Annotated in this window: 18 protein-coding genes; 6 read left to right on the forward strand and 12 right to left on the reverse strand. The window is 69.7% G+C overall.

Annotated elements, in window-relative coordinates:
- The first annotated feature begins 70 nt into the window (after positions 1–70).
- The gene (locus tag ACFORO_RS06125) at positions 71–1,549 is read left to right on the forward strand and encodes an FGGY-family carbohydrate kinase (protein WP_377867727.1); all 1,479 of its coding nucleotides are present in this window, start codon (positions 71–73) and stop codon (positions 1,547–1,549) included.
- Positions 1,550–1,573: 24 nt separating this feature from the next.
- Here ACFORO_RS06125 and ACFORO_RS06130 read toward each other — a convergent pair whose 3' ends face one another.
- Positions 1,574–2,314, reverse strand: a complete 741-nt coding sequence (locus ACFORO_RS06130) for an AraC family transcriptional regulator (protein WP_377867728.1) — start codon at positions 2,312–2,314, stop codon at positions 1,574–1,576.
- A 39-nt stretch (positions 2,315–2,353) separates the two neighbouring features.
- Between ACFORO_RS06130 and ACFORO_RS06135 the strand changes: the two genes are divergently transcribed.
- The 3 genes from ACFORO_RS06135 (at position 2,354) to ACFORO_RS06145 (ending at position 4,630) form a co-directional block, all read left to right on the forward strand.
- A complete protein-coding gene (locus ACFORO_RS06135; RefSeq protein ID WP_354744838.1) occupies positions 2,354–2,752 on the forward strand; it encodes an NUDIX hydrolase in 399 nt (132 codons plus the stop codon).
- Positions 2,753–2,950: 198 nt separating this feature from the next.
- On the forward strand, positions 2,951–3,430 hold the full coding sequence (locus ACFORO_RS06140) for an MmpS family transport accessory protein (protein WP_377867729.1): 480 nt from the start codon (positions 2,951–2,953) through the stop codon (positions 3,428–3,430).
- Positions 3,431–3,859: 429 nt separating this feature from the next.
- Positions 3,860–4,630 (forward strand): ABC transporter permease, encoded by a 771-nt coding sequence (locus ACFORO_RS06145; RefSeq protein WP_354744842.1) that lies wholly within the window; start codon positions 3,860–3,862, stop codon positions 4,628–4,630.
- Here ACFORO_RS06145 and ACFORO_RS06150 read toward each other — a convergent pair.
- Both ACFORO_RS06150 and ACFORO_RS06155 read right to left on the reverse strand, forming a co-directional pair.
- The gene (locus tag ACFORO_RS06150; protein ID WP_377867730.1) at positions 4,606–5,292 is read right to left on the reverse strand and encodes a histidine phosphatase family protein; all 687 of its coding nucleotides are present in this window, start codon (positions 5,290–5,292) and stop codon (positions 4,606–4,608) included. The two genes, ACFORO_RS06145 and ACFORO_RS06150, sit on opposite strands and share 25 nt — an antisense overlap.
- Before the next feature lie 32 nt (positions 5,293–5,324).
- The gene (locus tag ACFORO_RS06155) at positions 5,325–7,202 is read right to left on the reverse strand and encodes a Na+/H+ antiporter (RefSeq protein ID WP_377867731.1); all 1,878 of its coding nucleotides are present in this window, start codon (positions 7,200–7,202) and stop codon (positions 5,325–5,327) included.
- Positions 7,203–7,262: 60 nt separating this feature from the next.
- On the opposite strand from ACFORO_RS06155, the gene ACFORO_RS06160 reads away from it, so the two are divergent.
- Positions 7,263–8,672: a carboxylesterase/lipase family protein gene (locus ACFORO_RS06160; RefSeq protein WP_377867732.1), complete on the forward strand. Its 1,410-nt coding sequence runs from the start codon at positions 7,263–7,265 to the stop codon at positions 8,670–8,672.
- A 28-nt stretch (positions 8,673–8,700) separates the two neighbouring features.
- On the opposite strand, the gene ACFORO_RS06165 is transcribed toward ACFORO_RS06160, so the two are convergent.
- The 4 genes from ACFORO_RS06165 to rnhA form a co-directional block, all read right to left on the reverse strand.
- The gene (locus ACFORO_RS06165; protein ID WP_377867764.1) at positions 8,701–11,340 is read right to left on the reverse strand and encodes a glycoside hydrolase family 2 protein; all 2,640 of its coding nucleotides are present in this window, start codon (positions 11,338–11,340) and stop codon (positions 8,701–8,703) included.
- Positions 11,341–11,500: 160 nt separating this feature from the next.
- Positions 11,501–11,875 carry a YchJ family protein gene (locus ACFORO_RS06170; protein WP_354744850.1) on the reverse strand — a complete coding sequence of 125 codons (375 nt, stop codon included), beginning with the start codon at positions 11,873–11,875 and terminating at the stop codon, positions 11,501–11,503.
- Entirely contained in the window at positions 11,872–12,222 is a 351-nt protein-coding gene (locus tag ACFORO_RS06175) for a DUF1801 domain-containing protein (protein ID WP_354744851.1), read from the reverse strand. Before ACFORO_RS06175 ends, ACFORO_RS06170 begins: the two co-directional genes overlap by 4 nt.
- A gap of 131 nt (positions 12,223–12,353) precedes the next feature.
- Positions 12,354–12,833 (reverse strand): ribonuclease HI, encoded by a 480-nt coding sequence (gene rnhA, locus ACFORO_RS06180; RefSeq protein WP_377867733.1) that lies wholly within the window; start codon positions 12,831–12,833, stop codon positions 12,354–12,356.
- Positions 12,834–12,924: 91 nt separating this feature from the next.
- On the opposite strand from rnhA, the gene ACFORO_RS06185 reads away from it, so the two are divergent.
- Positions 12,925–13,707 carry a DUF1684 domain-containing protein gene (locus tag ACFORO_RS06185; protein WP_354744855.1) on the forward strand — a complete coding sequence of 261 codons (783 nt, stop codon included), beginning with the start codon at positions 12,925–12,927 and terminating at the stop codon, positions 13,705–13,707.
- Positions 13,708–13,738: 31 nt separating this feature from the next.
- Here ACFORO_RS06185 and ACFORO_RS06190 read toward each other — a convergent pair whose 3' ends face one another.
- The 5 genes from ACFORO_RS06190 to ACFORO_RS06210 all read right to left on the reverse strand — a co-directional run bounded on the left by ACFORO_RS06190 (position 13,739) and on the right by ACFORO_RS06210 (position 17,103).
- Positions 13,739–14,404 carry a hypothetical protein gene (locus ACFORO_RS06190; RefSeq protein ID WP_377867734.1) on the reverse strand — a complete coding sequence of 222 codons (666 nt, stop codon included), beginning with the start codon at positions 14,402–14,404 and terminating at the stop codon, positions 13,739–13,741.
- A 168-nt stretch (positions 14,405–14,572) separates the two neighbouring features.
- Complete coding sequence (locus tag ACFORO_RS06195) at positions 14,573–14,962, reverse strand: hypothetical protein (protein WP_377867735.1); 390 nt, start codon at positions 14,960–14,962, stop codon at positions 14,573–14,575.
- Between the two features lie 264 nt (positions 14,963–15,226).
- On the reverse strand, positions 15,227–15,808 hold the full coding sequence (locus ACFORO_RS06200) for a TetR/AcrR family transcriptional regulator (RefSeq protein WP_377867736.1): 582 nt from the start codon (positions 15,806–15,808) through the stop codon (positions 15,227–15,229).
- Positions 15,809–15,969: 161 nt separating this feature from the next.
- Positions 15,970–16,419 (reverse strand): hypothetical protein, encoded by a 450-nt coding sequence (locus ACFORO_RS06205; protein WP_377867737.1) that lies wholly within the window; start codon positions 16,417–16,419, stop codon positions 15,970–15,972.
- A gap of 6 nt (positions 16,420–16,425) precedes the next feature.
- On the reverse strand, positions 16,426–17,103 hold the full coding sequence (locus tag ACFORO_RS06210; protein WP_377867765.1) for an MBL fold metallo-hydrolase: 678 nt from the start codon (positions 17,101–17,103) through the stop codon (positions 16,426–16,428).
- Positions 17,104–17,171 lie beyond the last annotated feature (68 nt).

Raw genomic sequence — 17,171 nt, forward strand, 5'->3', positions numbered from 1 at the left:
CTTGACACCCCGGTGAGCGCAGAATACCTTGCCGGTAATCGTTTACCGTCCGCTTGCCGGGGGTGCTGTGATGCGACCGGGCCCGTTGCTCGGCATCGACATCGGCACGTCCAGTTCGAAAGGCGTCCTCGTGGGTGCGGACGGCACTGTACTGGCGCGCGCCGGCCGCCCGCACAGCACCTCCCGCCCGCGGCCCGGCTGGTTCGAGCACGACGCCGAAACGGTGTGGTGGGCGGGGTTCGCCGAGCTGGTCCGCGAATTGCTGGCCGGCGGCCAGAAACCGGCCGGGCTCGCGGTGAGCGGCATCGGCCCGGTGCTGCTGCCCGCGGACGACGGCGGCCGCCCGCTGCGCCCGGCGATTCTCTACGGAGTCGACACGCGGGCCGGCGCCGAAATCGCCGAGCTGACCGCCGAACTCGGCGAAGAGTCCATTGTGGAACGCTGCGGCAGCGCGCTGTCGAGCCAGGCGGTCGGCCCGAAGTGGCGGTGGCTGTACCGGAACGAGCCGGACGTCGCGGCGCGGGCCCGCCAGTTCCTGATGGCGAGCTCGTACCTCGTGCGGCGGCTGACCGGCGAATACGTGCTCGACCACCATTCGGCCAGCCAGTGCGATCCGATGTACGACCTGCGCGCGGGCGGCTGGGCGGAGGACTGGGCCGCGCTCGTCGCGCCCGGGATCGAACTGCCGCGGCTGGCCTGGCCGACCGAGGTCGTCGGCACGGTCACCGCTCAGGCCGCCGCCGAGACCGGGTTGCCGGCCGGAATGCCGGTCACCTGCGGCACGATCGACGCGTGGGCCGAAGCGACCAGCGCGGGCGTGCGCGACCCCGGCGACACGATGGTCATGTACGGCACCACGATGTTCCTTGTCCAGGCTGTCGCCGAGGCTCGGCCGGTCTCCGGATTGTGGGCGACGCGCGGGGTTGTGCCGGGCAGCTACTCGCTGGCCGCGGGAATGGCGACGTCCGGCGCGATCACCGACTGGCTGCGGGAACTCTTCGACGGCGATTTCGCCGAACTGGTCGCTTCGGCCGGTCGCGTCCCGGCCGGAAGCCGCGGGCTGGTGATGCTGCCGTACTTCGCGGGCGAGCGGACCCCGGTGCCGGATCCGTTGGCGCGCGGGGTGATCGCCGGGCTGACCACCTCGCACGGCCGGGCCGAGCTGTACCGCGCGGCGTTGGAGGGGACGGCTTACGGGGTGCGGCACAACCTCTCCGCGATGGGCTCGCCCGCGCGCCGGTTGGTGGCGGTCGGCGGCGGTACGCAGGGGCGGGTGTGGACGGGGATCGTGAGCGACGTGACCCGGACGCCGCAGCATCTTCCGACGGAAACTGTCGGGGCGTGTTTCGGGGACGCGTATCTGGCGGCCGTGGCGATCGGGTTGGAGCCGGATATCGACGCGTGGAACCCGGTCGCCGAGGTGATCCGGCCGGATGCGGAGCGGGCGGATCGGTACGACGAGTTTTACGCGCATTACCGGGCGTTGTATCCGGCGACGGTGGAGACCGCGCATTTCCTTGCGCGGCAACAGGATCTGGCAGCGGAGTGACCCTCGTCAGTGGTTGTGCCGGTTCTAACCGGGATTAACCCTCAGGAGGGGGAAGTAGGCGCTCGGGGTGAGGCCGGTGAGCGTCCGGCATTCGCGGGTGAGGTGCGACTGGTCGGCGTAGCCCGCGGCGACGGCGAGGTCGGCGAGGGTCGCGGTGGCGGGTGCCAGCGCGATGGCCCGTTGGAGGCGCAGGACTCGTCGGTAGGTCGCCGGTCCGTAGCCGACCGCGAGCGTGAACAGCCGACGCGCCTGCCGCTCGCTCCGGCCTGCTCCCGCTGGCGGCCCTGCGGATCGCGATGTCCGTTCGCCTCGGCCCGGAATCTCGGCGTCCCGGGCAGCCTCGGCGGTGAGTCGCGCCAGCATCCGCTCCACCACCGGGTCCGCCGCGGCTGCCTGCTCGGTTGCGACGTCGGCCATCGCGTCGGCGAGGTCGCGGCCGCTGAGGATCTCGTCGGCGAGGGTCGCGCCGCGGTGGTTCCACAGGTCCGTCAGGGAGATCCGGCTGTCGCGCAGTTCGTCCGCGCCGACGCCGAGCATCGCCGCCGCCGCGCCCGGCTGGAAGCGCAGGCCGCGCAACCGGGTGCCGGGCGGGAACACCGACGTCCACGCCGCCGTGTCCGGCCCCGCGACGAACACCTCGCCGTGGCCCGCGACGAGGTCCACGCAGCCGTCGGGAACGATCCGCTTCGGACCGGGCTCGACCGACTCCCAGCGGCACCGCACGAGGCGGCGCAGCGGTTCCGGCGGCGGGCTTTCGCGGTACACCCCACGATCATGCCTCGCGGGTACGACAGAATGCGTCCCATGACCCCGATCGACGCCCTGGCCTGGGTCCACGTGAAGGACCGGCGGCTGCTGTCCGTCCGCACCAGCGGCAAGCAAAAGTTCTATCTCCCCGGCGGCAAGCGCGAACCCGGCGAGGGCGACGTCGAGGGCCTGTGCCGGGAGATCCGCGAGGAGCTGGGCGTCGCGCTCGACCCGCTCAGCTTCCGGTTCTTCGCGCTGCTCGACGAGCAGGCCGACGGATTCGCCGACGGCCGCCGCGTCCGGATGACCTGCTACACCGCCGACCACACCGGCGAACCGGAGCCGTCGGCGGAGATCGCCGAAGCCGCGTGGCTGCGCGCCGGGGACGCCGCCGCCTGCCCGCCCGCCGGACAGCGCGTGCTGCGGATGCTGTCCGAGGCCGGACTGGTCGACTGATCACCCTGGGTCAACCAGGGGGTGCGCGAGCGTTATCGGCATCGTGCGTGGTGACCGTACTCGTGAGCGAACCCCAGCTACCCCCATCAGGGTGAAAAGAAGCCAATTTTCTCGGGTTGGCTAACGCCGTGTAACGGTCTGGCGAAGAACCAGACGTCGCACTCGCGGGAAGTGCGCTCGAGAAGAGAAGACCTCTCCATGGGTGTTCCTGGCGCGACCCGGCCCACGGCGGCCCGGGGGGAATCGGGCAGGCTGCGGCCGCTCGGGAGCGTGGTGGTCGTGGTCGGCGTCATCGCCGTCGCGGTCACTGTCGCGTGGTACGTCATGCCGAAAGCGACCCCGGACCGGCCCGCCCCGGCCGCGTCGGTGCCGTCGGTGACGGTCGAACCGGCGGTCGTGAGCGAGGTGACCCGCACGGTCGTCTACGAACTGACCGGCGGGGACGTCGCGCGTAACCTGACCTACGTCGCGACCGGCGGCGACCTCGAACAACAGGCCGAGGTGCACCTGCCCTGGTCGGTGACGGTGGAGCGTAAGGCTCCCGCCGCACAGCCGGTGTTCAGCAGCCTGGTCGCGCAGAGCGCGGGGGCTTTGTCGTGCCGGATCCGGGTCGACGGGCACGTGGTGGCCGAGAAATCGGTGGCGGGGGAGGGGCGGCAGCTCAGCTGCAGCGCCTGATCCAGTCGGTCCGAAGCTCCCCGGTGCCGCGCCCCAATGCCGCATTGGGTGCGCTGAGCGCAACGAATGTGGCATTGGGTGCATCTGACGCACCCAATGCGGCATTGGGGTTTTCTCAGCAGTGCAGTGTGCGGCGGGTTCGTTCCCGCGGTGCTGGCCAGGGGCTGTGGTGCACCGCCTGGCTAGACGGGTTGCGTGGCGCTGTTCCTGCCCAAAGGTCCGTGAGGGGAACCCTCATGGAATCTGATTCCCTCAGGGTTCCCCTCACGGACCTTGGCATCGCGCGCCGGGCCTGGGCGAGGGGGCGCGGGTGGCGAGGGGGGAGAGAAGCTCCGCGCGCTGGAGCGAAAGCTCAGTGAAGTAGCGCTGGTTAGGGAGAACCGGCCCGGTGCACCGCGCCGTACCGCCGCCTGCGGCAGGATCACCACCGTGAACGGTGCGATCGGGTTCGGGCCCGCGTTGATCGCCGTGCTCGTCGTGCTCACGCTCGCGGGTGCGGCCGTCGTCCGGTTCGGGCAGCTGGGGCAGGGGCGGGCGGTGCTGGTCGCGGCCGTCCGGGCGGTCGCGCAGCTCGCGCTCGTTTCGCTGGTCATCACCTTCATCCTGCGTTCGGACTGGCTGACCGGCCTGTTCGTCCTCGCGATGTTCTCCATTGCCGCCGCGACGTCCGCCAGCCGGATCGGGGTGCCGCGGCGGATCGGGTGGGTCGCGTTGTCGCTGGCGTCCGGGGTTGTCCCGGTGCTAGGGCTGGTGCTGGGTTCCGGGGTCGTCCCGGCGAAGCCGATTTCGGTGGTGCCGATCGCGGGGATCGTGATCGGCGGTTCGATGACCGCGACCTCGCAGGCGGCCCGGCGCGCGCTCGACGAGCTCAAGCAACGCCGCGGCGAGTACGAAGCCGCGCTCGCGCTGGGGTTTCTGCCTCGGCATGCCGCATTGGAGATCTGCCGTCCGTCGGCGGGGCACGCGTTGATCCCGGCGCTCGACCAGACCCGGACGGTCGGCCTGGTGACGTTGCCGGGCGCGTACGTCGGCGTCCTGCTGGGCGGGGCGAGCCCGTTGCAGGCCGGTACCACGCAGGTGCTGGTGCTGATCGGGCTGCTGGCCGCGGAGGCGATCGCGGTGCTGGTGACGGTGCAGCTCGTCGCGGCGGGGTTCATCCGCCGCGACGAGTCGGTTCAGCCGAGCGGGGCGGCCAGGTGAGAGCGGTCGTTGAAGCCGCGGATCAGCCAGTTCTCGCCGTGCACCACGAGGTGCGAGATCGATCCGTTGTCCGCGCCCAGGAACGCGAACCGCTCCAGCGAACGGCTCGCCTGCGCGAACACCTCGCCGATCACGCCGCCGTGGGTGAACACCGCGACTCGCTGATCCGGGTGCGCCGCGGCGATGCGCGTGAGCGCGGCCCGGATCCGCAGGCCGAACGCCTCGTCGGATTCCGCGCACGGCAGGACGTCCCAGCGCTGCTCTTCCCACAGCTTGCGCGCCAGCGGATGCCCCTCGGCGGTGTGCTTGCGGAAGAGCCCGTTTTCCCATTCGCCCAGGTGGATCTCGCGCAGATCCGGCTCGACGGACGGGGTGAGGCCGAGCTTTTCCGCCAGCGGCGCCGCGGTCTGCGCGGTGCGGCGCAACGTGGTGACGTACACCGCGTCGATGCGTTCGGACACCAGCCGTTCGCCGACGCGCGCGGCGTGGTCGCGGCCTTCCGGCGCGAGGTCCGGGTCGGCCTGGCCGTCGACGAGATCGAACGGCTCGCTGAGCCGTTGCGGCATCGATTCCCCGTGGCGCACCAGGAAGATCTCGGTGGCGCCCGAGGGCGGGCTGAAGCGGTGCTGGCGGTACTCGACTTCCTGTTCGGGCGTGGTCATGCCCCGACCCTAACCGGCCCTGACCGGCCGGTTCAGCCGAGTTGTTTGTCCACGAAGCACCATCGCCACGTCTCGCCCGGCTCGAAGCTGCGCATCACCGGGTGCCGGGTTTCGTGGAAGTGCTGCGAGGCGTGCTTGCCCGGCGAGGAGTCGCAGCAGGCGACGTGCCCGCACTTGAGGCACATCCGCAGGTGCACCCACGTCATCCCGGCCTCGACGCATTCGGCGCAGGAGTCCGGGGAGCTGGGCTCTTGGCCCGGCCACTCGTGGCTGAGGTGTTTGCACGACCCGGCCGTGGCGGCGGGGGTGCTGAGTTCGCGTTCGGCCACCGGGGGTTCCTCCTCGTCGCGGTCGAGCATGGATTCTTCGATGTCGAGGCGGGCCAGCACGCGGCGCAGCACGGCGTCGTCGGCGGTGCCGCGGTCGCGCGCCTTCAGGAACTGTTCGCGTTCGGCTTCGAGCAGCTGGACACGAAGCCGACGGTAGGCGTCGCTCGGGGTTTCGGCGAGCGCACTCTGCCGGCCGAGCTGTTCCCACGCGGCGTCGGACCGGCCCTGCAACCGGTCGCGCAGCCGCTCGATCACCTCGGGCGGGTCTTCCGGACGCCGCAGTTCTTCCAGTTTCGCGAGCGCGACGCGGGTCATGTCGTGCAGCACGGCGGCCTCCTGCAACGCGTCCTCCGCCGGGTCCGGACGAGGCAGCCGCAGGCGCCGGATCAGCGGCGGCAGCGTCATGCCCTGCACCAGGAGCGTCCCGGCCACCACGACGACCGCGGCCAGCACGAGCACCGCGCGCTGCGGGGTGTCCGCGGGCAGCACGAACGCCGCGGCGAGCGTGACCACGCCGCGCATCCCGGCCCACGAGATCACCGCCGAATAGCGCCACGGCCACACCTTGCCGCGTTCCAGGCCCAAGGTGTTCAGGAGGCGTTTCACCACGCCGATGCCGACCATCCACAGCATCCGGGTGAGGATCGTCGCGGCGAGGACCGCGGCGCAGATCCCGACGAGCTGCCACAGCGACAGCCCGCTCTTGCCGACCTCGTGCAGGATTCCCCGCACCTGCAGGCCGATCAGCAGGAAGACCATGTTCTCCAGCAGGAACTGGACGGTCTCCCAGTTCAGCCTGCTCGCCAGCCGCGACGGGCCGGACTGGATCCGCGGCGTCTGGTGTCCCTGGATGAGGCCGGTGACGACGACTGCCAGCACGCCGGATCCGTGCACCGCTTCAGCCAGCAGGTAGGCCGCGAAGGGCACCGCGAACGACAGCGCGGTGTCGGTGAGCGTGTCCTCCAGTTTCGCGCGCACGTACGTCACGATCAGCCCGACCAGGAAGCCCACGACGATCCCGCCGACAGCCGCGAGCAGGAAGTCGAGACCGACCTGCCAGAGGCTGACCGCGCCGGCGATCGCCGCGATCGCGGTCCGCAGCGCGACGAGCGCGGCGGCGTCGTTGAAGAGGCTTTCGCCCTCCAGCAGCCGGACGAGCTTGCGCGGCATCCCGACCCGCCGCGCGACCACGCTCGCGGCCACCGCGTCCGGCGGCGCGACGACCGCACCCAGCGCGATCCCGGCGGCCAGCGGCAATCCCGGCACGACCAGCCAGGCGACCAGCCCGACGCCGAACGCGGTGAACACCACCAGCCCGACCGACAGCAGCGCGATCGGCCCGCGCAGCTTGCGGAACGCGACCAGCGACGTCTGCAGCGACGCCGAGTACAGCAGCGGCGGCAGCAGCCCGATGAGGACGATCTCCGGGTCCAGCTCGTACTGCGGCACCCCGGGGATGAACGAAACCCCGACGCCGACCGCGACCAGGCACAGCGGCGCCGACCAGTCCATCCGGCGCGCGACGACGGTCACCAGGAGGACCGTCAGGACCAGCGCCACCAATTCCGCTGCGATTTCCACCGCGTAATCATCGCCTGCGGCCCCGGAGCGTGCGAGGGGGCCGGGGCTAGGCTGCCGATCGTGACGACGGTGGAGACGCGGGCCGGTGCCGTCCGACGCGAGGTGCGGGACGGAGTCGGGCGTTTCCTGGGGGTGCCGTTCGCGCAGCCGCCAGTGGGGGAGCTGCGGTTTCGGCGGCCGGTGCCGGTGGCGGCCTGGACCGGGGTGCGCGACGCGACGGAGTTCGCAGCCAAAGCCCCGCAGCCCGACGTGAGCGGGAAACGCTTCATCGGCGACGAGGACTGTCTGTACGTCAATGTCTACGCGCCCGAAGCGCCCGGTTCGTATCCGGTGCTCGTGTGGATCCACGGGGGCGGCGGGGTGATGGGTGCGCCGCATCAGTTCGACGCGTCCGCGTATGCGCGCCGCGGCGTGGTCGTGGTGACCGTCGCGTACCGGCTCGGGGTGCTCGGCATGCTCCGCCTGCCCGGGGTTTCCGACGGGAATCTGTCGCTGCGCGACCAGGTTCTGGCGCTGGAATGGGTCCGCGACAACGTGGCCGCGTTCGGCGGCGACCCGCGACGTGTCACGCTCGCCGGGCAGTCCAACGGCGGCCGCACCGTCGGGACGCTGCTGGCGGTTCCGGCGGCGCGCGGGCTGTTCAGCCAAGCGATCGTGCAGAGCGGCACTGGCGTCGGGTCCGTCGTGCACACCCCGGCCGAGGCCGAAGCGGTCGGCGAGGCGGTGCTGGCCAAGCTAGGAAACACAGACCTGTCGACGCTGCCGGTCACGGAGATTTTGACCGCGCAGCAACGGGTCACGGCTCAGCTCGGCACGCTCGTGACGTACCGCGTGGTCGTCGACGGGGATCTCCTGCCGCGGCGGCCGGACGAAGCGGTCGCGGACGGCGCGGCGCGAGAGGTCCGGATTCTCACCGGAACCACCGCCGACGAGCAGGACCTGTTCTCCTGGCTGCAAACCGGCGGCGCGAAACTGCTCGGCACCGGCTCGACGATGCTCGAACCGGACGACATCGCGCGGATGACCCAGGCGTACCGGGAGCTGCTGCCGGACTGGCCCGAAGACCAGCTGGTGAACCGCGTCCGCACGGCGGGGGACTGGTGGTTGCCGGCGATCCGGCTCGCGGAAACCCAGCACGCGGCGGGCGGCACGGCGTGGATGTACCGGCTGGACTGGCGGATCGCGCCGCGCGGGAAGGGCCTCGGCGCGGCGCACGGGGTGGACCTGCCGTTCGTGTTCGACGACGTCCGCAACCCCAACTGGCGCTTCCTGTTCGCCATCGCCCGCCCTGATCCGGAGCGGCTGCGGGCGATGGCGGAGGAGATGTTCGGAACGTGGGTGCGGTTCGTGGCGACCGGCGATCCGGGCTGGGCGGCTTACACGCCGGAGGACCGGGTTACGCGGTTGTTCGACGACATCAGCACGACCGTGTCCGATCCGGATTCCGGACAGCGGCGGCTGTGGGACTAGCGGACCAGGCCCGCTAGTCCCACAGCGCTTAGCCGCGTACGGTCTGCGTGCCGGTGTTCCAGCCCGCGACCCGCACCGAAGGCGCGGAGCCGTGCAGATCGGCTGTGCGGTAGGTGGCGGTGAGCGTCACCGATTCGCCCGGCCACAGGCTGACCTGGTTGTCCGACCAGCTGACCGGAAGCACCGGAGTGCCAGCGCTGTCCACCAGGTGCGTGTCCACCATGAACGCCGGCGTCTTGCCCGACGAGGTGTTGGTGAGCTTCACCGTGGTGACAGTGGTGCCGTCCGGACCCGGTGCCGAGGTCGCCGTGGTGGCCACCTTCGCCGCGCCCAGCTTCGACAGCCCGGACAGGTCGGCGTACGACGACGTCGGCGTGTAGTACCAGTCCGACTTGCTCCAGTTGAGCTTGTCGTCCTTGGTGGACAGCCAGTAAACGTTCCGGCTGACCTCCTTGCCCGCCGAATCGGTGAGCACCAGCTTCGCCAGGTAGGTGGACGAAAGCCCGCTGACCGAACCGATGTCGAGCGCCTTCGCGTGCGCGCCGCCGCCGTTGACCGAGAAGTCCTTCTTGGTCTTCGAGAACTTCTTCGTGCCGTCGGTGTTGAAGAGTTCGACGGTGGCGGTCAGGCCGGACGCCTTCTTCGTGGTGGAGTTGACCACTTCAGCCGAGCGGGTGTCGTACGAGTACTGGATGTGCAGCGGCTCGTTCGCCTTCTTGGCGCCGAAGTAGGAGCCGTTCTGGTCGAGGTAGGCGTCGAACAGCTGCCAGTGCAGCGACGTCCAGCCGCTGTTGAGCATCCAGTAGATGAGCCCGGTCGACGGGTCCTTCGAATCGGTGAAGTTGCGGGAGTGCGATTCGAACTCCGCGCGGACGTTCTCGTACTGCGCCAGCTGCGCCTTGCGGACGAAGTCGTCCAGGCCCGTCGGCTTGCCGTAGCGGCCGGCCAGCGCGTCGCCGAAGATCTTCAGGTTGGCGAAGGTCTCCGACTCGGAGCGGTGGTACTGCGGCGCGGCCGGGTTCTTCCAGAGCGTTTCCAGCTCGGCGGGCGTCATCATCCGCTTGAGCGTGTCCATCGTCGGGATGTCCGGCCCGGCGCTGGTCTCGGAGTTGAAGTTCCACGCGCCGCCCGCGTCCTTGTGCGCCTTGTCGTACCAGTAGTTCGGCGGGACGTAGTCGTACGGGCCGTTCATCTTCATCCCGGACGGGCCGAGCTTCGGCGACGCCTTGGCCGAGGCCGCGGAGATCACCGCCGCGGGCCAGTCCGCCGCGGACAGCGCGTCGAGGTAGCCCTTTTCGATCCGCGCGTCGGGCGCGAAGTCGCTGCCGATGTGGAAGGACAGCACGCTCGGGTGGTCGCGCAGCCGCTCGGCTTCGGCGGTCATGGACGCCTTGGCGATCGGGTAGTCCGCTTCAGTCCACGGCTCGCCCTTCTCGTCGCCGTTGACCTGGCCTTCCCACTTGTCGCAGCATTCCCAGCCGGGCATGGTCAGCACGCCCATCCGGTCCGCGAGGTCGAAGAACGCGTCGGGTTCGATGTGGCCCTCGAGACGCACCGTGTTGAGGCCGAGGTTCTTGACGTAGGCGAGCTTGTCCGCCGCCCGGCCCGCGTCCCAGCGCAGCAGCAGGTCGGGGGACCAGCCGCCGCCCTTGATCATCAGCGGCTTGCCGTTGACGACGTACTGCCGCCCGCCGCTGGAGTTCAGCGGGGCCTTGACGTCGCGGATGCCGAAGCTGGAGTGGCTCGCGTCGGAGGTTGTCCCGCCGACGGTCGCGGTCAGGTCGAGCTGCTGCATCGGCTGCCCGCCCATGCCGGCGGGCCACCACACCTGCGGCTTGTCGACGCCGACCACCGGGAACGAGACTGTCTTCTTCTCGTGCGCGGCAAGGGAAACGTCCTGGCTCACCGGTTTGCCCGCGACGGTGCCGGACACCGTGGCGCGGACCGCGGAGTCGGAGTCGTTGCGGACGTCGGCCTTCGCCGTGAGGTCGGCGTGGTCGAGCGCGGGCACGTTCAGCTTCGTGACCACGTGCGCGCCGCGGAGCGCGACCGGTCCGCTGTGCCGGACGACGATCTCGCGGGCGAGGCCCATGTTCTGGTCCGGCGGGGTCTGCGCCCAGTCGATCCAGCCCATCGACAGGTCGTTGTTCGGGTCGTTGGGGTAGACCTTGAACGCGACGCTGTTGACGCCCTCGTGGACCTGCTTGGTCACGTCGAGGTCGTGCCGGGTGTAGGGGCCGTTGACGTCGTCCTTGGTCGCGACGCGGGTGCCGTTGACCCAGATGTCGGCCTTGGACAGCACGCCGCTGATGTCGAGGTAGGTGCGCTGCGAGGGGTCGGCGACCTTGAGGTCGGCGCGGTACCACCACGGCACCTTGAAGTCCGCGGCCGGCACGTTCTTCATGTTCGTGGAGTAGAACGGGTCGGAGTAGCGGCCGTTGGCGAGCAGTCCCGCGTAGACCGTCGACTGCGAGCCGACCGGGTACCAGCCCTTTGCGTCGAAGCCGGGCTTCGACACCGAGGCGTCGTCGGACACCTTGGCCGAGGACTGGATGAGATAACCGGGAATCGCGGCCTGGCCGGGCTCCGGCCCGGCCGAAGCGGCCCCGGCGACGCCGGGGATCAACGCGGCGGTCAGAGCGGCGACTGCTAACAGCCGTCCGGGCATTCTTGGCCGGCGTGGGGTCACGAGCGGTCCTCCTCGGGCTCCTGGCGGCGGCGATTGTTAGTAAAGTTCCTTAACGATTGCCGGTGATGGTAGCCGCCCGGAGCGTCCGGGAACAGACCTCGACGGGGTCTTTTCGCCCGATTTTCGCCTGCGGTTCCGCTTAGCGCGCGTCGACGTAGTACCAGCGCCCGCCCTCGCGGACGAACCGGCTGTTCTCGTGCTGCGAGTCGTCGCGCCCCTGGTGGCGGTAGTGCGCGCGGAACTCGACGGTGCCCTCGTTCTGCAGCAGCGAGCCGCCGGTCTGGCCGAGGATCTCCAGCCGGGTCCACTCCTGCGCGGGATCGAGCCGCAGCCGCTTCGGGCGAGTGGTGGGATGCCAGGTGTCGAGGAGGTAGCCGGGCTCCCCGACGGCGAACGCGCAGTACCGCGACCGCATCAGCCGCTCGGCGGTCGGGGCGTGCTGGTCGCCGCGGTGGAACCGGCCGCAGCAGTCGGCGTAGGGCTCGGGCAGCCCGCAGGGGCAGGGGTTGGTCACGCCGCTGATTCTGTCTCCAGCGCGAGAGCCTGCCGCACCCAGGCGGCGATCTGCTTGGCGTTGACGTCTTCGGCGCTGCGCAGCTTCACGTGCGCCATCTCGCGGGCGCTCGGTTCGAGGCCGCCGTCGATCAGCTGGCCGCGCCAGAAGGCGAGCGTCACGTACGAGCTGTACGCCTTCGCGAGGCAGACCGGGTTTTTGCCCGCTTTCCAGGTGGGAGCGCCGTGGTAGAGCTCGGCCGGGTCGGGCATCGCGTCGTCGAGCACGGGCAGGAGGGCGGTGTAGATGTCGCGGAGCGCCTCGGGCTGCGCGGCAACGTACTCGGCGACGGTCGTGAACTTCGGCATGGCTTGTCCTCTCGGCGTTGGGTGCTGCCGAGCTTGCCAACCGATGATTCGAGTTGTCAAGACTAATTTTTTTGTCGGTGGTACCAAGTGCGCCGACCAGATCGTGACAGCGCGCGATCCGGTCCGCGGGCTCAGCCGCGAGCCCGGCGCACCCCGGACGCGGCGGCTTCCTGCGATCCCTTGACCGCGAGCTTGTCCGCGCGCTCGTTCTCCGGAAGCCCGGCGTGCCCCTTGACCCACAGCCATTCGACCTCGTGCTGCTGGCAGGCGGCGTCGAGGCGCTGCCAGAGGTCGGCGTTCTTGACCGGCTGCTTCGCCTGCGTCTGCCAGCCGTTCTTCTTCCAGCGCGGCATCCACTGGAGGATGCCGTTGCGGACGTAGGTGCTGTCGGTGTAGATCCGCACCACGGCCGCGCGGGTGAGGCTTTCCAGCGCGCGGATCGGAGCCATCAGCTCCATGCGGTTGTTGGTGGTGACGGTGTCCTCGGCTCCGTACAGCTCGCGCTCGTGCTTGCCGTACCGCAGGAGCGCGCCCCAGCCGCCCGGTCCGGGATTGCCGCTGCACGCGCCGTCGGTGTAGATCTCCACGGATTGTTCCGTCTGCTCCGCCACGCGGCGACCCTACCGTTCTCACGTGCTGGGAGCCGGAATGCCATGCCGGGGCCGGTGTTGTGCCGGGGACACTCTCTGAAGGGATCCGGACATGGCGGTGGAGTTCGCGCAGGCGTGGCAGGACTGGAAAGCGGAGCGGGAAAAGACGCTGGCCGATCCGTACGGCTGGCTGGCGCTGGTGTCGCTCGACTGGCTCGAGAACGCACCCCGGACGTACCCCGGCCTGCCCGGCCGATGGTGGCAGGACGACGAAGCCGCCTACGTCGACCCGGACGGCGGGGAGTTGCGGCACGAGGGCACTTTGCTGACTGATGTCCACCGTTTCGAGCTGGTGAACAGCGGTGCGGGCACCCGCGTGACGGCAGGCTCGGTCGAAATCGAGGTCGCGCGCCGGTCGGGCTACCTGATCCGCGTGCACGATCCGAAAGCCCCTGTGCTGCAGGACTTCCACGGCGTACCCGCGTACGAACCGGATCCCTCGTGGGTCCTGACTGGCCGCTTCGAGGCCTTCGACGAACCACGTCCGACGACTGTTGGCGCGGTCGTGGAAGGACTGTCGCATGTCTACACCGCGCCCGGCCGGGTTGTCTTCGAGCGCGACGGTGTCGAGCACGTTCTGACGGCGTTCAACGGCAAGACCGGCGGGTACAGCATTCTTTTCACCGACTCGACCAGCGGCGTGACTACGTATGCCGCAAACCGTTCCCTGCCGGTCGCCTCGTCCGAGGACGGAACGGTGACGCTGGACTTCAACCGGGCGGTGAACCTGCCTTGCGCGTTCACGGACTTCGCCACCTGCCCGTTGCCGCCGGAGGGGAATCACCTGCCGTTCGCGGTGGAAGCGGGGGAGAAGCTGCCTTTCGAACGGCAGTGAGGTTTGGCTGATCGGGTCTGTGCGTCCGGCCTTACTTGATCGGCTCGGCGCTGTCCCCGGCCAGGAGCAGCTGTGGCACTTGCGTGAGCGTCCAGCCAGACCCGGCCGGGGTCAGCACCCAGACGACGTCGAACCGGTCGTCCGGCCACTTCTGCGGCGCGGTGGCCCCGAACGCGGCCGCGAGCGCCGGAATTTCCTCGTGCTGCCAACTGATCAAGGTCGGCTCCGTCCGCCGGGCGACCTCCGCCGCGAGCGCGCTCTCGCTGCCCTTGGCGTAGGTGGTGAGGACGGTTTTGCCCAGCCGCTCCGCCACCGGCCCGGCTGTTTCCCGCGGCCGGGTGCCCTCGCCGCCGTTACCGCCCGCCGCGTAGACAGCGGTCGGCTTGGCGAGTCCGTCCCTCAGCGTCCCGGTCGCTGGTGCGAACAACTCCACGAGCGCACCAGCCCGGGTCCAACCGCGGACGGTCAGCGAGTGGGAATCGGCATTGCCGTTCACGTCGATCCCTTGCGGCCCACCCGAACCGGACGGTTTCTCGGCGTGCCGGATGATCATCACGCGCGCCCCACCAGGCTGAGCAGGCGGCAGAGCGGCGGCGGTCGCCTTGGCCTGCTTCGACGCGCAACTGGTGATGAGCAGTGCCGCACTGCCTGCCGCGCCGCCTAGCAACGTCCGTCGTGACCACAGCTGCGCTGTCATGCCGCTCCCCGAACCCGATGCCGCGAAAGTTGACCTTCGCCTGAGTACTCGGTGGAGCCTGGTAGGGCAACACGCCGCGCACGGTTATGGGGGAATTCCCTTGGCGCACTTGGGATTTCCCGTACCGTCCTGGTCGACACGGGACAAAACGACGGAAGCCCGTGCGACTCAAACCCGAGGGCTTGCGAGTCGTTCGCGGGCCAGTCGCCAGATCCGTTCCTGATCGAACGACGGCGTCCACCAGCCGTGGCTGTTCAACGTGCCCTCGTCGCGGAACCGTTTGATCACCTCGACGTGCGGCGGCCAGCGAACGAAGCCGCGCAGCGCTTCCTCGTCGCGCCAGACCGAGACCGAGCCAGTGCGGCCGAGGGCCGGCTGGCACCACAGCCACATGCCGACGGCGCCGGGAAGTTCCGGCCATCCGCGCCCGAGCCGCAACCCGGCCCGCGCGACCGCGAGCATGTCCCGGCGCCGTTGCGGCCGGAACTCGGTGATCGCGACGAACACTGGTCCGCCGTCGTGGTCCGCCGGGCCAGCACGCCAACCGGTCCTCAGCATGAGACGGCCCCTTCGCTCGAGGAGTTGGAATCCCGTCCGCCAGGGGTGGTCAGCGTCGGCTCGGATGAGTGATCGGCAAGGAGATTTCCGTTGGCGTGCCTCAATCTTCGCTCTTGGTCGCGGCACGATGTCAGGCGGCCGACGCCGAACGGCGCGGCGCGGTCAGTCGACTTGCCCCGCGTCGGGAGCAGGCTAAAACGAACGATCGTGCTTTTATTGCGGCGGCAGAAGTCATCCATAACCTTGTCCTTGGGTCGATGAGGGTTACTTCGCGGCGGCGAGCAGGTTCTCGAAGGCGCGCCGGGTCCTCGCCTCCGCGGCGGATTCGGCCAGCAGCCGGTGCGCGTGGAAGAAGCCGAGCATCACGCCGTGCAGGTCGTGGGCGAACTGGTCCGGGTCGGCGTCCGGGCGGAACTGGCCCTCGCTGATCCCGGTGCGGAACATCTGCGCGACCGAGTCGGTGAAGTCGAGATGGTCGCGCACCAGCTGGTCCCGGATCGGGCCGGGCTGGTCGTCGTACTCGGCGGAAGCGGACACGAAAAGGCAGCTGGGGCCGCCTTCCCGGCCGGTCGCGACCCAGTGCTCGAACAGTGCCCGCACCCTGGCCTCGCCTCTCGGGGCGGCCAGCGCCGGACGCACGACCTGGTCGGTGAACAGCTCGCGCGCGTAGGCGAGGACTTGCGCCTGGAGGGATTCCTTGGACTGGAAGTGGGCGAACAAGCCGCTCTTGGACATCCCGGTGTCCGCCGCCAGCGACCCGATCGTCAGCCCGGCGAGACCGATCCGGCTGGCAGTCACGGCGGCCCGGTCCAGCACGGCCTGCCGGGTTGCCTCGCCCTTGCTCATGACACCTTTCTAGCACGATCGTTCGTTTTCGGCAGGGATTGCGGGTTGCCGGTTGTTCGCGGTACCAACGGCAAACGGGGCCACCCGGCAAGCAGGCAGCCCCGTCGGGGACGTCTTCAGTTCACCAGTCGTACTGCGGCTCGTCGAAGATCTGCGACGCGTCAGCCAACTTTTTGTCGCGAAATCTGCCGGTTGTATGCGCGACGCGCATGGCGTGGGGCGCTGGCGTAGATCTGTTCAGGGTTGACATACCGGCAGATTGTCCTGTGATGACGCCCGAAACCGTCGCTGCCTGTGATGAGCAAGTAGTCGCCAGTCGTCACTCGACGGTGGCGGAACCAAGCATCGCTGCTCTTGCCTGATTCCTCGAAGCGAATCACCGCCTTCGTGCCCGTCCTCGCCAGCTGGTAGACCTTTCGGACCTGAACGAGGTCGGCCTCGGGGTGAGCACGTTGCCGAGCGAGCAGAAGTTCCCAGTTGCCGCCTCCGCGTTTTCGACGGAACAGCAGCTGGAAAAGCTTCCGGAGCAGTCGAAGCTCTGCCTTCAGCAGGGCGATCGAAACGCCGCCGCCGTAGTTGCCGTAATTGCTTGATCGCCGCGGGTAGGGCAACTTTCTTCACCAGCCGCGTTCGCGCCACTCGGCCAAGTGCGGCCGCTGCTCTCCCAGCGTCGAATCATCCCCGTGCCCCGGGTAAAACCACGTCTCATCCGGCAGCTCGTCGAAAATCCGCGCCGACACATCATCCAGCAGGGATGCGAAATCCTCCGGCGACCCCGTCTTCCCGACCCCGCCAGGGAACAGCGAATCCCCGGTGAACAAGTGCGGATGGCCGGACGGGTCCCGGTACAGCAGCGCGATCGACCCGGGCGTGTGGCCGCGCAGGTGGATCACCTCCAGGGTCACCTCGCCGACCTTCAGGGTGTCGCCGTGTTCGACCAGGAAGTCCGGGGGGACCGGCAGCGGTTCCGCGTCCAGGGGGTGCGCGGCGGTGTTCGCGCCGTTCGCTCCGGCTACCGCGCCCAGTGCCTGCCAGCGGTCGGGGTGCTGGTGCGTCGTCACGACGGTGCGCAGCGCGGGCCGGTCGGGGCCGTGGCCGATCAGGTCTGAGATGCGCTCCGGGTCGTTGGCCGCGTCGATCAGCAGCGCTTCGTTTTCCGCGCGGCACACGAGCAGGTACGCATTGTTGTCCATCGGGCCAACGGAGAGCTTGGTGATGGTCAGCCCGTCCAGCGTCCGGCGCGCGGCGTCGCCGCCCGGTTCGACGTGTCCGGTGTAAGTGTCGGCGATGTTCACGAGTCCCCACGGTAGCCGGATCACCCGCGCGGCGGCCACGTGGCCGTTTTTGTCGGTGCCTGCTGTCA

The sequence above is a fragment of the Amycolatopsis halotolerans genome, assembly GCF_042647905.1.
Classification (GTDB): Bacteria; Actinomycetota; Actinomycetes; order Mycobacteriales; family Pseudonocardiaceae; genus Amycolatopsis; species Amycolatopsis halotolerans.